General features: G+C 54.3%; 14 protein-coding genes. 11 read left to right on the top strand and 3 right to left on the bottom strand.

Translation table 11 applies throughout. From position 1 onward, the window contains the following. Positions 1-10 precede the first annotated feature (10 nt). The 3 genes from ACR0CE_RS14030 to ACR0CE_RS14020 all read right to left on the bottom strand — a co-directional run bounded on the left by ACR0CE_RS14030 (position 11) and on the right by ACR0CE_RS14020 (position 2101). On the bottom strand, positions 11-574 hold the full coding sequence (locus ACR0CE_RS14030) for a GbsR/MarR family transcriptional regulator (protein ID WP_480833003.1): 564 nt from the start codon (positions 572-574) through the stop codon (positions 11-13). 235 nt (positions 575-809) lie between these two features. After that, positions 810-1553 carry an FHA domain-containing protein gene (locus ACR0CE_RS14025; RefSeq protein ID WP_480833002.1) on the bottom strand — a complete coding sequence of 248 codons (744 nt, stop codon included), beginning with the start codon at positions 1551-1553 and terminating at the stop codon, positions 810-812. Then, complete coding sequence (locus ACR0CE_RS14020) at positions 1550-2101, bottom strand: hypothetical protein (protein ID WP_480483550.1); 552 nt, start codon at positions 2099-2101, stop codon at positions 1550-1552. The genes ACR0CE_RS14025 and ACR0CE_RS14020 overlap by 4 nt, the downstream gene beginning before the upstream one ends. 159 nt (positions 2102-2260) lie before the next feature. On the opposite strand from ACR0CE_RS14020, the gene ACR0CE_RS14015 reads away from it, so the two are divergent. The 11 genes from ACR0CE_RS14015 (at position 2261) to ACR0CE_RS13965 (ending at position 14439) form a co-directional block, all read left to right on the top strand. Beyond that, on the top strand, positions 2261-2965 hold the full coding sequence (locus tag ACR0CE_RS14015) for a hypothetical protein (protein ID WP_480483548.1): 705 nt from the start codon (positions 2261-2263) through the stop codon (positions 2963-2965). Positions 2966-3022: 57 nt separating this feature from the next. After that, positions 3023-3490 carry a hypothetical protein gene (locus ACR0CE_RS14010; RefSeq protein WP_480833001.1) on the top strand — a complete coding sequence of 156 codons (468 nt, stop codon included), beginning with the start codon at positions 3023-3025 and terminating at the stop codon, positions 3488-3490. A gap of 121 nt (positions 3491-3611) precedes the next feature. Beyond that, positions 3612-5084 carry an FHA domain-containing protein gene (locus tag ACR0CE_RS14005; RefSeq protein ID WP_480833000.1) on the top strand — a complete coding sequence of 491 codons (1473 nt, stop codon included), beginning with the start codon at positions 3612-3614 and terminating at the stop codon, positions 5082-5084. 35 nt (positions 5085-5119) lie between these two features. Further along, positions 5120-5734, top strand: coding sequence for an FHA domain-containing protein (locus ACR0CE_RS14000; RefSeq protein WP_480483542.1), 615 nt, complete (start codon positions 5120-5122; stop codon positions 5732-5734). Between the two features lie 5 nt (positions 5735-5739). Continuing rightward, positions 5740-6930: a PP2C family protein-serine/threonine phosphatase gene (locus ACR0CE_RS13995; protein ID WP_480559010.1), complete on the top strand. Its 1191-nt coding sequence runs from the start codon at positions 5740-5742 to the stop codon at positions 6928-6930. Positions 6931-6938: 8 nt separating this feature from the next. Next, positions 6939-8033, top strand: coding sequence for a serine/threonine protein kinase (locus ACR0CE_RS13990; RefSeq protein ID WP_480483538.1), 1095 nt, complete (start codon positions 6939-6941; stop codon positions 8031-8033). A 23-nt stretch (positions 8034-8056) separates the two neighbouring features. Further along, positions 8057-9292, top strand: coding sequence for a trypsin-like peptidase domain-containing protein (locus ACR0CE_RS13985; RefSeq protein WP_480832999.1), 1236 nt, complete (start codon positions 8057-8059; stop codon positions 9290-9292). Continuing rightward, positions 9273-10004: an ATP-binding cassette domain-containing protein gene (locus ACR0CE_RS13980; protein WP_480509028.1), complete on the top strand. Its 732-nt coding sequence runs from the start codon at positions 9273-9275 to the stop codon at positions 10002-10004. Before ACR0CE_RS13985 ends, ACR0CE_RS13980 begins: the two co-directional genes overlap by 20 nt. After that, positions 10004-11194 (top strand): ABC transporter permease family protein, encoded by a 1191-nt coding sequence (locus ACR0CE_RS13975; protein WP_480487982.1) that lies wholly within the window; start codon positions 10004-10006, stop codon positions 11192-11194. Before ACR0CE_RS13980 ends, ACR0CE_RS13975 begins: the two co-directional genes overlap by 1 nt. Beyond that, complete coding sequence (locus tag ACR0CE_RS13970) at positions 11187-12821, top strand: formylglycine-generating enzyme family protein (RefSeq protein WP_480832998.1); 1635 nt, start codon at positions 11187-11189, stop codon at positions 12819-12821. The genes ACR0CE_RS13975 and ACR0CE_RS13970 overlap by 8 nt, the downstream gene beginning before the upstream one ends. Before the next feature lie 286 nt (positions 12822-13107). After that, positions 13108-14439 carry a serine/threonine-protein kinase gene (locus ACR0CE_RS13965; protein WP_480483528.1) on the top strand — a complete coding sequence of 444 codons (1332 nt, stop codon included), beginning with the start codon at positions 13108-13110 and terminating at the stop codon, positions 14437-14439. The last annotated feature ends 13 nt before the right edge of the window (positions 14440-14452 follow it).

Here is a 14452-nt window from a genome sequence, read left to right as displayed (position 1 = left end):
TCAAAATTTTTTACGACTTGCCTTTCTTGCTCCCGATCTTGAGGAGCATGATGATCCTGTCGCCCATCTTCATAAGAGCCGAAAGCTTGGACTTAGGGACCGACAGCATTTGCTCGGACCATTGGTCGGCCGTAGTCAGGAACTGTTGCATATTTTGCATTCTCTCCAATACGACAGGGGACAGATCAGCCTCGTCCGAGGCTTGTTGCACGCAGATGTCCAACGCCCGCATCGCGGGGTCGATCTCGCGCTCTTTGCGGCCTTTTGCAATCAGAAGGGCCATGTTCCAGACATCAGTTTCGGCTGCGAAGTGCTCGCGACGATCACCGGGGACGGGCACGCGGTGGATCAAACGCCATCCGGCCAGCTCTTTCAGCGAGTTTGAAACATTTGACCGGGCGATGCCAAGTTCGTTTGCGATTTCTTCGGCATTCATGGGCGAAGTGCTGAGGTACAAAAGCGCATGTATCTGCGCTACGGATCGGTTCACGCCCCACTGGCTGCCCATATCACCCCAATAGAGGATGAATTGTGAACGGGCCGAGGATTCGGATAAGTCAGTTGTTTCTGTCATGACAGAAATATGAGATACCGGTAGTCTAATGTCAAACAAATTTACCATGACGTCAGGGTGATCCGCCCGAAACCTGTACCGAGGTCTTGTCGCAACCGGATCGCAATTGATGACCGTGGAATCCTGAGTGATTAACCAATTCCAAAGTCAAATTTAGGAAATTAACCAGCCGAAATACCTGCCGTGCATTTGTAGCTAACAAACTATGCTAAAACCCGCGGTGCGCTCGAACTGGTCACCGGACCGTGGCAATCTGGACATTTCCTACACGGAACCGACCATCCGCGGCCAACGGTACCCATTTTTCAGGACCGACACGCCGTCCACCTGTCCAGGTTCCGTTCGTTGAGCCCATATCGCGAATAAAAAGATCGCCCGTTTTTTCTACGCGTAAAACACAATGCTGACCCGAAGTTCTTTCGCTGCGAGAAAGCGCAAGATCAGCCCAGTTCTTGTCACGTCCGATTTTGATCTGATGTGAGTTAGACAAGCCTTTAACATTGCGAAATTCGACCAACTTGCCGCGATCCGGGCCGTTCAGAACAACCAGTTGCCAAAAGGCTAAGGCGCGGGGAGCCATCGGGCTGTACCATGTCACATCGGCTGCCCTGTCATATCGGGATGCGACGTTCGGATTCGCTCCGGTTAAGCCAAACGACATGATCTTTTTCAACGCGCGGGTAGAGCGCCGCATATGAGATACCGGATTGCCGCGTTTGTCGCGCATATTCAGACGTAAGGCATATCGTCCCAGGCTGTGTCCACCAAGAAAACCTTCGCAGATCAACCAGTAGCTAAGGACAAGGATCAGATAAAGCCCCGCCGGCAAGGCCAGTCCGGTATTTCCCAACCGTAGTTCCTGACGCAACACAGGTTCCAAAGTGACCAATACAAAACCCAGAAACAAAAAATCTAGGACAGCGGCGGCGCTCAGCAGGCGGGCGGCGTTTTTTGAATCCAGAGGTCCACCGAGCTTCATGTCCGCGCCCCCAACAAAGTAAGCACCATAAAAAGGGCCGCGCCGATCGAGAATAGGAACAGCGCGTCGCACCTGATCCGCAGTGCTCGTCTCCCACCTGCACCAGCGCTTTGAAAATGGAATCCAGCGACCCACACGGCAAGACCCGTTCCTGTGACAGTGAATAACAGGACTTCCGGCAAGACCTGTTGGTGGGGCGCAATAGAAAGCCAGTCAGCGGCCCCCACCATAAGGCCGCCCCACAAAAGCGCGACGACATAAGCTGCAAAGCCAAGAGACTCATTTCTTTGCTGACTTAGCTTTCCGACAAGTGCACCCAATCCCCATCCCAATGCCGCAGCGACTAAAACTAATAATGTCAGGCGGACAGGTAAAGACAGTGAAGAAACCTGAACATTGAACACAATACTGGACGTATTGTTCGTCAAATTGGAAGTAATACCGAGAAACGCAAGAAATGCGCCAACTCCGGCACCGAGGTGCCCAAGGAAGGTAAAAATATCATTTGCGAGTGAGAGTTTATCTCTGATATCAAAGGGTAATTTCATTGAAAATCTCGAGTTTGATAAATAAGGAATTCACGTGTTCGGCGACGTGAGACGATATTACCATTCTTCACTTGCACACATGCGAATCGTTGATTGAAAATAAAAAGTATGTGACTTCATAATCAACTACGAAGAAAATTATGAGTACGGAGTTTGTTGATGCGTTCAGTAGCAATTTCTATTTTTGCGGTTTTTTCTCTTCTACTTTCAGCCTGTACAGAAGAAACAATTCAATCTGCGTCATCATCGGCAGTCGCTGGCAAGACGCAGCAGGAAAAGCAACTTGAAAAGCAGGTTCGAAGCCTGGATCAGGTTTCAAAAGATATCATCGTCAACAATACCATTCAGGGTGCCCTGGCTGGTGCAGTCGTTGGTTGTGGGATCGGATTGTTGCTGGGTGGCAGTGGCAGCGATTGTGCCGCTGGTGCAGCAGCAGGTGGCCTGATCGGCGGCGTAGGCGGCAATCAGGTCGGCAAGAAAGCGGCAGCCAAAAATGTTGAAATCGTCAACAGCAAGGCTGTTCTGGCCAATCTGTCCAACGTCAGTAAGCAACTGAATTCGGTCGAAGCAAACCTGCGGTCAGTTCTGGCATCGCAAAACGCGGAACTGAAGTCGCTTCGTCGTCAACTGGATGGCGGCCAGGTTTCTCAATCGGCGTACAACGCACGCGTCAAGGCTATCAAGTCAAACCGCCAGGTTGTTTCGAATGAGCTAAAGCGCAGCGAAAAGAACATGGATGGAACGATTTCCGAGTTGCGCGCGGCTTCGAGCAAAGGCCAGCCTGGTCTGGGTGGAGCCACGAATGCAGCCGTCAGCAACAAAAATCGTCTGGCGCGGACGCGGGCATCCATCAATCTTCTTTAAGTTTCTTTGACCCGCGTTCGTTACCGGACGCGGGATTTCCAATAGTAAGTGTGTACCATGACCTCTGATCTTTTTCGTTTCTCAAAACCGGTAATGCTGGTCTCATTGATCGCCCTTGCGGGATGTACAGGATCTACGGACCCAACCACCGCGACTCTCTTCGACAATATAGCTAACCTGAATTCCGGGGAATACGATCGCCAGATTGCGCAGAATAAGGCACAGGCGGATGCCATTCTTGCTCAGAACAAGGCGGCTGAACAGCGAAACGCTCAGCTAGCGTCGCAGCGCAACGCCAATCAAAGCGAGATCAACGCATTGCGTCAGCAGATTGCGGAAGTCAAAGCCCAAGGGGCCAAAGCCCGCGCAGCGTCAGCTTCGGACCCGGTGAAACTGCAGCAAGTTCAGGCTTTGGACAATCAACTGGGGGCCGTCGAACGGGACGTATCAAGCGGCGCTGATCCGTCTGTTGTACGGAACGAACTGAACCGGATTAAGTCGGCCTATCGCGCGCTGTCGATCTGATAAGAAACACGCCAGGTCGGCGCTTGTCGACGCATGCGACGACCGGGACAACTTGCCTGAGGGGGGTCTTGGGATCGTGACCTACGGAATATCACGCACATTTATTGCGGTTGCGGCTGCAATGGTTTTTGCAAGCTCAGCCCAGGCGCAGGACGGTAAGACGCGTGCGCCTGCGACTGGGCTTGCCATTCTGGATTGCGCTCCGGCAAAACCTGCACCGGAAGACAGTTGTCTGGTGCGGGTACCGTCAGGCAACGAACGCGGCGGTATGAGCTTTCGATCCCTTGGTGATACGCAAGCTGATTTCGAGTTCGTCAAAGATGTCGACGAATTGCCCGGTAACCTGACCCTCTCTGCTACAATGGTTCTGATTGACCTTTCTGTCGGGGATCGCAGTGGCAGGGTGCGCAGCTGGAGCCGCGAGAGGGACCTTATATCGCGCGTGGTGACGAACCTGCCGCCAGATGAGAAAGTTGCAATCTACGGTTTCGGTAACGATATTGTCGAACTCTCACCATTCTCCACCAGCCGCTCGCGCGCGGAAGACGTGGTCAAATCTCTAGAAATCAAAGAACAGAACACGCGCCTTGTTGCAAACTCGACCCGGGCAATCGAATTGCTCAGCGAGCAGGACGATGTGCTGTTGAAAAACCTGATCCTGATCACCGACGGCGACGAGGAAGGGTTGGCCACCGTTGAAGAGATTTCAGCGGCTGCGGAAAAGGCAGGGGTGTCTGTCTCAGCTCTTGGGATGTTCTGGCGGGCACAGGGGAATGCCCGTACCACGCGCGGCATCGATGTTTTGAAACGCCTGACCGATCCTCAACAAGGTCTAATGGAAGAAGTGTTTCTTCAGAACCAACAAACAGCAAACACGGTAGTTTCAAGCTTCATTCGAACTTATGGAAATTCGGTCAAGGGCTCAGGCCTGATCGTCCCCGTAGGCGATGCGGCGCCAGCGCGTATCACGATTGACATGATCGAACCTGTTGTTGGTCAACCTGGTCAGACACAGACCAAGAGCTACTCGGCAGAGTTTCAGCCTGTCAATGTAGCGGCGGCGCAAACGGAAGAACCGGCTGAACCGGAAGTGGATGAAACTCTGATTTTCGGCTTGCCGGCTTTGTATGTCTATGTCGGTGCCGGTGTTCTGGCATTGCTGGTACTTTTGCTGGCGTTCTTGCTGATGCGTCGCGGGGGCTCTGGTTTTGATGATGATCTGGAAGAGATCGAACTGGGGGATATCCCAAATGCTGAGGAAGTGCCGAACCGCGACGCAGCACCGACGGCTGCGCATGTACCACCTCCGGTTGCCTTTCTTGTGCGTGTTGACAATGGACATCGGTTTCCGGTGCCCGCAGGGCGTTCGACCTTGGGCCGCAGCAGCACTAACGCCGTGGTCGTTCCCGATAGCGGCGTATCCCGTGTTCATGCCGAACTGAGCGGATCGCTGGATGGCAAGTTCACACTCAGTGATCTGGATAGTCTGAACGGGACGCTGGTCAATGATCGCAAGATCAAAGGCACGCAAAGAATAAATGTGGGTGACACTGTGGGCCTTGGGCCCGTGCGCCTGAAACTGGTCCGCGGTTAATCCGCCAGATCATCTGAACAGGAAAGGTGATGAAAATGGGTAACGATAACAAGACTAGCTGGTTGTTCGATAAGGATGACGAAGAGTTGAACGATCTGGACATAGAAGGAGATGACGGTTTTACCGAAAGCCTTGCCCCTTCGAACAATGAACCGACACATGCAATCGGCGGATCATCCTACAGCGAAGCCCCGACCGAATATGTAGAATCTGACAAGACGCAGATCTACCACGGAGGTATGTCCAAGAGCTTTTCCGGAAAAGCCGAATTTGATCCAATGATTGATCCCATTACAGGGTGGTTGGTCGTGGTGAAGGGCCCCGGACTGGGACAGTCTGTAAACCTGGGTTCAGGTATGAACACGCTGGGACGCGAGGGAGGAGAGCGTGTGTCACTGGATTTTGGTGACAAGTTGATTTCTGGTAAGGATCATCTGCGTATCATTTTTGACGACGCCAATCGGGTATTCTTTGCAGCCCCCGGAACAGGCCGCAATATCAGTCGGATCAACGGGCAGATCGTCGCCACGACAATGCCGCTTGAGAACTATGCTTTGATTGAATTGTCCAAGCAGACTCATGTGCGTTTTGTTGCTTTCTGTAACGAGGATTTTGACTGGTCGGAACTGGCCCAATCCTCTGAAGACTAATTCAGATGACAATTATCAGCGGCAAGCAAAGCCTGGGCCAGCGCGAGAACCAGGAAGATGCGTTTGACATCGTATTCCAGAATGAACGTGACCCCAAATCAGATATCCTCATGCTGGTCGCCGACGGGATGGGGGGGCACGCTGGTGGTGAAGTGGCCGCGAACATGGCGTTGTCAACCTTCAAATCCCATTTCATCGAAGGCTCGAACGCCCCTCGTCCTCGAGACCGGTTGCAGGAGTCATTGATCGCGGCCAATGAAGCTCTGCGTCACAAGATTGGCAGCCAACCGGATCTAAAGGGCATGGGGTGTACACTTGTTGCCGCCCTGAAACTGGGTGACCGTTTGGTCTGGTTGTCCGTCGGAGACAGCAGCTTGTTTCTGCTACGCGACGGACGGCTGAAAAAGCTCAACGCTGATCACTCGCTTTACGGCGAGCTTTTGCAGATGGTTGCGTCTGGTCAAATCACTCAGGACGAGGCTGACAACCATCCGCGTCGCAACGCACTGCGCTCTGCCTTGATGGGAGATCGGATTTCACTGACGGATATCAACGCGATCAACCTGAAACCCGGTGATGTCGTACTGGTATGTTCTGACGGGCTTGATACGTTGTCGCAAGCCGAGATCACCGGTGTGTTGCAAAGCGGTAAAAGTCGCGACATGCGTGGTGTGGCCTCGGATCTGCTGAATGCCGTCGAGGCGAAAGGCAAACCGAAACAGGATAATACGACTGTTGTGGTTTATGCACATGTTCAGGAAGGCATGAGCAGCATGTTGCGGGGCAGCCAGTGGGCGTTCACACCCGCTGACAATCGAAAGAAAACACTGAAATACATTGCGATCGGACTTGGGGCTTTAGCCGTTGGGGCCACTATTGGTGCGCTGAGTTTCGGCGACAAGAAGTCAGCGGAAACTGATCTGGTAACAAAGCCCGAGCCCGCTCCAGTAGAGCAGGAAGAACGCAGTATCGGAGACAGCTCGGTCGCCGAGCCGGTTTCGCCGGAAACGCCTGTTGAAGGTGTTGAGAGCCCCGCATCCGAAGAATCGGATGCTCAGGAACCGGTGGCTGATCCGGAAGCGCCTGGTGAAGAAGCCCCTCCGTCAGATGCGCCTGAAGCGTCGGGTGATCAGCCTGGTGAAGATGTGACCAATCAGGATGAGCAACCGTCCACTGATTCAGTAGTTCAGGAGTAGCGCCGCCCGTGTCCGCTCATTTGCCAAGGGGAGAAACCTTTGCCGGCTATGTCCTAGGGGACGTGCTTGGGCAAGGGGGCTTTGGCATCACCTATCAATCGCGCAACCGGGAATCAGGTGAACGATTTGCAATCAAGGAGTACTTCCCGGCGGATTACGCCAGTCGCGGACCGAAGAACGCAGTCGTTCCCACAAACGAAGGGCGCCAGCTTTTTCACATGGGGCTCGAAGCGTTTTTGCAGGAAGCTAACATGTTGCGCGACCTGCCGCAGCAGCAGGGCTTGATGCGTGTTCGAGCGGCTTTTCGCAAGCATGGTACAGCCTATTGCGTGATGGAATACATCCACGGCGATCCGTTGGACCGGATGCTGACCCGTATGATCGAGGCACGTGGCTCCGTACCTCAGGACCTCGTAAAAAAGTTTCTCCAATCAATGCTTGGTGCATTGGATGCGGTTCACAAAGTTGGCATTGTGCATCGCGACATGAAGCCTGCGAATGTCATGATCCGAAAAGATGGGCAGCCGATCCTGATTGACTTCGGAGCAGCGCGACTGATGGGCAAGTCCAGCGGGTTGGCTTCTATGTTCACACGGAAATACGCCGCGATCGAGCAGTTTCCGCCCGAAAAAACCGGGTTGGCGGGCGGAGTTCACGAAGGACCGTGGAGCGATCTGTTCGCATTGTCGGTTATTCTTTACGAAATGGTGTCGCAAAGCCTGCCGCCAAATGCGGAAGAACGCTGGAAAGACAAGCGGGCCACTGGTCGTGATCCTTATGTGCCCGTGCGTCAGAATCTGATCCGCAACCGTGTGCAGGCCCAATATGATGACGTTCTGCTCAATGCGATCGACATGGGGTGTCAGCTGTTGCCCCGAGACCGAATTCAGACTGCGCGAGACTATGCCCGGATTTCAGGTATCGATTTGCGTCACCCTGTCGAGAAACATGAACCACCTGACCCGAAACCAAAGCGACCGCAGGACGGTCGCACGCCTCGACATAAGCGCGGTGGTCGTGCTGGGCATAAGGCATCGCTAGTGGTGTTGTTGTTTATTCTGGTCGTTGCTGTGGCCGTAATTGCGTATGGAACTTTGATGTGAATGTTGTGATCGCCCTTCGTGCAATGTTTTTCTCAGTTGTTTGGTCAGCTGCTTTCGGCGTGTCAGCTGCATGCGCGCAGATCCAATCCGAAGTCGTTAGGGTGGCTGATGGTGCGGTTGGGCGTGTGGTTGTCCAATACGAAGGTGGATGGGGAACCGGGTCTGGCTTTGTGCTTGCGCCTTTGCCGGGTGGAGGCGGGTATTATTTCCTGACCAATCACCACGTGATCGAAGGTGGTGTCAGCGCGTTTGTTGGTTTCAAGAAAGGCGACCGGATCTACAAATACGGCGTTCAGGTCGCATACGATTCCTTTGAAAAGGACATGGCTATCCTGAAGATCACACCGCAGGAATCCTTTGATCACAAACCGAACGTTCTGGCGGTGCGTGTTGGGACAATCAACAAAGGCGAGCAGGTTGCCGCAGTCGGTTTTCCTGGCACTTCAGACGTATCCAATGACAGCGGAAACGAGCTGGCCTTTTTTGAGACCACATTGACACAAGGGGCTGTCAGCAAAGTTTCACCCGGAAAAACGCAGCGGAATCGTGGTACGCAAGAAATTGTTCAGCACACTGCAGCAATCAACCCCGGAAACTCCGGCGGGCCGATGATCGATTTCTGCGGTTCGGTTTTGGGGATCAACACCGCCGGTGTCATGTTGAATTCGGATGGTGAAACTCCTGCTAACGGCACGTTCTTTGCACCATCCGCCAATTCCATCGCCGGTTTCCTGCAAGACAGCAATGTCCCGTTCACGCGTCACAAGGCAGGTTGTGATCCTGACAATCCAACTGTCGTTTCCGGTGGTACGTCAGACAGCAACCTTCTGATCATCCTTGCTGTATTGTGCGGTGGAGGCGCTGTGGTGATCGGTGGGATGTACTATGTCGTCTCGCGCAGTCGCGGTAAGGCTGATTTCAAACCCGAGCGGTCGGCTGCGTCTTCCAAATCCTCTGGGCGGTCTATTCTTGCCGTGGGCATGGCGGGTCATTCTGCGCAGTTCAGTGCTCGGCAGCTGCAATCCGGTGTCACCATCGGGCGTGCCAGCGAGAACACACTGACAGTCACTGATCGCAATTTGAGCCGCCGTCATGCAAGCCTCTCTCTGCAAGGGCGTAAAATGATGCTGACAGATCTTGGGTCTTCGAATGGGACCAAGGTTGACGGGCGGCGCCTCAAGCCAAATGAGCCGGTGCAGATCAACACCACGTCGAGGGTTGAACTGGGAGGGATAGCGCTTGTCCTCAAACGACCCTGATACCGTCCTGTCAATCCGGAACCTTGGTATAGAACGAGCGCCGGGTTTCTTTGTTGTGATCGAAGAACTGGACCTGAGGGCAGGTGAGACCATTGTTCTGGATGCTGTCAGTGGGGCGGGTAAAAGTACTGCTCTGGGGTTGATCGCGGGGGCGCTTCCGTTGACTGCATTGCCGGATACGCACCACGAGATAGCTGGCGTTACGGTGACGCCGGATACGCCTCGTGCGGATTTTGCGGGGCCGGACAAGCTGGGATTTGTACTTCAAACAAACACACTGGTTCCATATCTGACATTGCTCGAAAACATCGAACTGCCCGTGCGCGTTGCGGGTCAGGAACCCGATGCAGAATGGCAGGACCATCTAATCCGGTCGATGGGCCTGGGTGACTATGGGGCGCGAAAGCCGGGTCAGTTATCTGTTGGTCAACGACAGCGAGTATCCGTTGCGCGGGCTTTGTTGGGTCGACCGGCCCTGTTGCTGCTGGATGAGCCGGTGTCGGCATTGGATCCCGCGAATGTCGCCGAGGTCGAGGGCTTGATCGTGCATCTTGCGGCAGAGGCCGGGTCTGCTGTCGTGTTGGCCAGCCATCAGGCGCAGACCGGTGAGTTTGCGCAAACGCCTCGGGCTGATCATCGGCTTCTGGATCATCAGGGGCAGTCCTATTCCATCTTTTCCACAGCGGGTCGTGTAGCGGCCAAGGTGGCATGATGTTGAAAATACCAACCAAACTGGCCCTCAGAGAGTTAAAGCACGACTGGCAATCGGCTTTATGTTTTGTCGCTGCCTTGGCTGGTGTTCTTGGACCTCTGCTGATCATACTTGCGCTCAAGAATGGGGTCATCGGCACAATGGTCGGGCGTCTGATCGAAGATCCGTCGAACCGTGAAATCCTGGCCATCGGTGCGGGGCAGCATGATGCTGCCTTCTTTGCAGGTTTGAGTGCGCGGCAAGATGTAGGTTTTGTTGTTCCTGCAACACGCTCAATCAACACATCCGCAAACGCTGTTCGGAATGAGGCGCAGCGGAAACTGGAGCGGGCGGTGCCATTGATCCCGTCATCTGCGGGTGACCCCTTGGTCAAGGGCGAGGCCGTCGGTCCCGGCCGGATCTGGATATCAGACACGCTGGCAAGTGATCTTTCGGTTTCCGCAGGTGATACACTGGACATGATTATCGGGCGCGAGGTCGACGGGCAGCGCGAGAACGCGCGGCGCGACCTGACGGTTATCGGTGTGCTATCGCCTGAGATCTGGCCGCGGCCCGCAATCTTCCTGTCGGTTCCCGACTTGCTGGCAGTTGAGCGGTTCCGGGATGACCTGTCCGCGACACCTGGTAACTGGACGGACCCGGTTCCGGAACCTGACAGCTTTGCCAGCTATCGCCTGTATGCCAGGTCTCTCGAAGATATCGCAACCCTTTCCGCTTATTTGGCGGATATCGGTTTGCAATCTCGTCCAAGGGCTGAAAACGCAGCGCTGTTGCTGTCATTTCGCCGGAATTTAAACATCCTTTTCACGGCCGTAGCGGCATTGGCGATGTTCGGGTTTTGGGCTGCAATGTCAGCCAACCTTCGTGGTATGGTCGAGCGTCAACGCGTCATCTTCAGTTTGTTTTCCATGTTGACGATGCCCGATCGTCAGCGGTGCGTCATTCCCGTTGTGCAAAGCCTGACGCTTGTACTGGGTGGTGTGATTGCGACCTTGGTTATCATCCTGCCTTTTCTGCTTGCCATCAATGCCAGCTTCGAAACGGCGCCCGGAGAGGCCATTGCGCGCCTTTACCCCGGTGACATTCTGGCCACTCTGGGTCTGGGCGCTGTGACAGCTGTCACGGCAGCGGCCTGGGCGGTATTTGCCGTTCGCAATGTTGAACCACAGGAGGTTTTGACCCATGCCTAGACTTCCTCTGAGTATGATTGCCACTCTGATCGGCCTTTTCAGCTTGACTTCAACCGCACAGGCGCAGGACATCACTTGGCGCGAGAAATATTTTAATCCGCAACCCGCCGAGGGAGATTTGACTCTGCCAATGCCGTGCGGCGGAGCGATGACGTTTCGAAAGATCGCAACTCCTAATACTGACGGCGTGATTGGCGATGTTTCGGTTGTACTTGGTCAGGAAGGAAGCGAGCAGCCCTATCTGAACGGTCTTCGCCGGGCGTTTGTATCTGGTGCGTTCGCGGATGAAGATGGTGCGGCCAAGGGCTACTTCTACATGGCCAAATACGAGTTGGCACAGGCACAATGGGATGTGGTCATGGCTGGTCAATGTTCCGAAAAGGAACCCCGCCGACGCGAGTTTGTTCCTGCCGTCGCAAAATCAAAGCTCGACTATCAGCGCTTTGCTGAGGCCTATACGCTATGGTTGATGCAGAACGCCCCGGATACGTTACCGCGTGTCGGTGAAACACGTGGGTATCTGCGATTGCCGACTGAAGAAGAGTGGGAATACTCTGCCCGCGGTGGGTTGGCCGTTGATCAAGCTCTGTTCCGGGCGCCCTTGCCCCCGATTCCGGAAGGGACGCCGCAGGACGAATTCATAGCACATGGTGGAACAGCGTCGGCGGGCGGTAAATTACAGGTTATAGGTTCGTTGCGCCCCAACCCTTTGGGTCTGCATGACATGCTGGGCAATGCGGCCGAAATCGTTGGCGATCCATTTGCTTTGGTCCGTCACGGCCGATTGCACGGACAGGCCGGAGGATTTGTGAAACGGGGGGGTGATGCACGCACACCCTTGGCGGACATCACTTCTTCGACCCGGTTCGAAGTGCCGCCGTTTGACATTTTGTCCAATACCTCTTCAGCGGACCGGTTTACCGGCACACGTCTTGTGTTGCAGGGCTTGGCCATTACTTCGGCTGATCAGGACCAGGCTCTGAAAGATGGACTGGACCAATTGGCACGCCCGGACGAAGGTCTTGCTGTAGCGGCCAGCGAACAAGAGGCGATGGACCTTCTGGATGTGATATCGGCCGAGACGTTGTCGGATCGGACCAAAACTCAATTGGCGGTGATCAAGGATACCTTGAACAGGGGGCGTGTGGAACGTAACGCGCAACGCGACCAGTCGATCCGCCTTATCCTGACCTCGGGTGTACTTGTCTGCGGGCAGGGCATTCGACGTTATCTAAATGCGCTGATTTCATCACTGACAATTGCACCTGAGCTGGATGCGCTGGAGGCGGAAGCGCGGGCAAGCGGGGACCAGTCTTTCCTTGACGAAGTGCTTGCTGCCAAAGAGGACGCTGCGGCCAAGCTGGCCGAACTTGAGGCCAAGGCCAAGGCTGATATTGTCGAATATGCCAACCTGATCGAAGGGTTGGTCGATCAGTATTCACCTGTTTTGCTGCGCAAGCAGATCGATTTCATCTATCCGACAGAAGCAGAACGGGGTCGCGAGCGCGCGACTTGCCTTGCTATGGTTCAGGATCATATCGGTGCGCGAAGCGTAGCTGGCTATTCGGATTTGGATCAGATTGCGAACGACTTTCAGGCAGTTGCTTTGTCGTTTGTCGAAGAATGAATTGGAAAGGTTGAACTATGCGGGATGTATTGAACAAATCGCTTGAAGTACTGGTCTGGATAACGACTTGTCTATCCATTGTCTTTTTCTGTTTCACAGCAATTACGATGTTGCGGCTGTCTCCGCTGGGGCCGGATACAACGACCATCATTGCAGCCTTTCTGACTGTGGTGTTCGGGATTACCGCTTCGCTTGTTTTTGCTGGCATCTGTTTTCAAATCATGGATATCCGCACCTTTTCCAAACACAGCGCGATCAGTTTGAAGAGCCGGAGGTAACATAAGCTATGGAACATTCTGTACTTGGGCTTCGACCCGGCAGCGTCCTTCAGGATACCTACGAGATCAAGTCTCTGTTGGGTGAAGGTGGTATGGGTGCCACATTCCGGGGTTTGAACCGGGCCAGCGGTCACGAAGTGGCAATCAAAGTAATGACACCAAGCTTTGCCAAGAACCAAAAAGCGGTTGATCTGTTCCGGCGCGAAGCGAATTTGCTGCGAACTGTCCGTAGCGAGGCGGTGGTTCGGTTCGAAACCTCCATGCTGGATAAGGACGGGCGCTTGTTTCTGGTCATGGAATTTGTACCAGGTCATCCTCTGTCACATTATCTGAAAAAGGGCGCGCGACTTTCGTCCGATGACGTTCTAAAATTGGGGTTGCGACTGGCGCAGGGACTGGAGGCAATCCATAAACTTGGCATCGTTCATCGAGATGTTGCACCCGACAATGTGATGATCTCGCATGAAGACATTAACCAAGCGAAATTCATAGATTTCGGTTTGGCCTCTGACAGCATCGGAACCGACAAATCGATTATCGGCGACAGTTTCGCAGGCAAGCTGCGCTATTGTGCTCCGGAACAGTTGGGTTTGTTTGGCAATAGTGTTTCAGCCGCGACCGATGCCTACGCACTGGGTCTTGTGTTGATGCGTACGACCGGGCTCGAGTTGCCAGGTGAAGGTAAAGGTTTTGCCGCGGTTGAAGACCGAAAGGTGGACATCAAGATAACCGATCCAAAGGTTGCGCCCGGTCTGAAATCTGTTTTGGAACACCTGCTGAAAGCCAACCCCAAAGACCGTCCCAGTGACCTGCCTGGCTTGTTTCGCACAGCAATGAGCGGTGCCAAGGCAGCACCGACTTCGGCGGCTGTACCCCGTCAGCCGACTGCCGCGCCCGACCAGGGTGGGGGCAGCAAACTACCTTTGATTGCGGCGGGTATCGTCGCTCTGATCGCAATTGCTGGAGGTGCATGGTATTTTCTGTCAGGAGCTGGTGGTTCGTCAGCCAAGGTCAATGAGTCTGTCGGGATTGCGCAGGAGGCCGTTGCTGCCGATAACCCACTGACAGCCGCACGAGACCTCTTGGCTGTGGGCGGGGCACAGAATCTGGATGCCGCTTTGGGCGCGCTGATTGCGATCAGCAACGATCAGGAGTTGTCCCAACAGGATCGGGCATCAGCCAATATCCTGATTGCTGAGATGTATGATCCTAAAACGCACAGCACCGTTACATCGCCTTTCCCGCGCCCTGACCCGTCGGCAGCACGGCGTTATTATCAGCGCGCAGCTGATCTTGGGTCGGACCCGGCGCGTCAGGCTTTGGATCGATTGGCTGAGTGAGGAGGTGAAGAAG

This window comes from Ruegeria sp. L11, from assembly GCF_056531755.1.
Note: the sequence above shows the minus strand (reverse complement) of the source record. Positions and strands in the feature narration are given on the sequence as shown.

Coding starts and splice junctions, on each gene's coding strand:
- ACR0CE_RS14030 (WP_480833003.1), bottom strand. CDS start 574: ATGACAGAAACAACTGACTTATCCGAATCCTCGGCCCGTTCACAATTC.
- ACR0CE_RS14025 (WP_480833002.1), bottom strand. CDS start 1,553: ATGAAGCTCGGTGGACCTCTGGATTCAAAAAACGCCGCCCGCCTGCTG.
- ACR0CE_RS14020 (WP_480483550.1), bottom strand. CDS start 2,101: ATGAAATTACCCTTTGATATCAGAGATAAACTCTCACTCGCAAATGAT.
- ACR0CE_RS14015 (WP_480483548.1), top strand. CDS start 2,261: ATGCGTTCAGTAGCAATTTCTATTTTTGCGGTTTTTTCTCTTCTACTT.
- ACR0CE_RS14010 (WP_480833001.1), top strand. CDS start 3,023: ATGACCTCTGATCTTTTTCGTTTCTCAAAACCGGTAATGCTGGTCTCA.
- ACR0CE_RS14005 (WP_480833000.1), top strand. CDS start 3,612: ATGGTTTTTGCAAGCTCAGCCCAGGCGCAGGACGGTAAGACGCGTGCG.
- ACR0CE_RS14000 (WP_480483542.1), top strand. CDS start 5,120: ATGGGTAACGATAACAAGACTAGCTGGTTGTTCGATAAGGATGACGAA.
- ACR0CE_RS13995 (WP_480559010.1), top strand. CDS start 5,740: ATGACAATTATCAGCGGCAAGCAAAGCCTGGGCCAGCGCGAGAACCAG.
- ACR0CE_RS13985 (WP_480832999.1), top strand. CDS start 8,057: ATGTTTTTCTCAGTTGTTTGGTCAGCTGCTTTCGGCGTGTCAGCTGCA.
- ACR0CE_RS13975 (WP_480487982.1), top strand. CDS start 10,004: ATGTTGAAAATACCAACCAAACTGGCCCTCAGAGAGTTAAAGCACGAC.
- ACR0CE_RS13970 (WP_480832998.1), top strand. CDS start 11,187: ATGCCTAGACTTCCTCTGAGTATGATTGCCACTCTGATCGGCCTTTTC.
- ACR0CE_RS13965 (WP_480483528.1), top strand. CDS start 13,108: ATGGAACATTCTGTACTTGGGCTTCGACCCGGCAGCGTCCTTCAGGAT.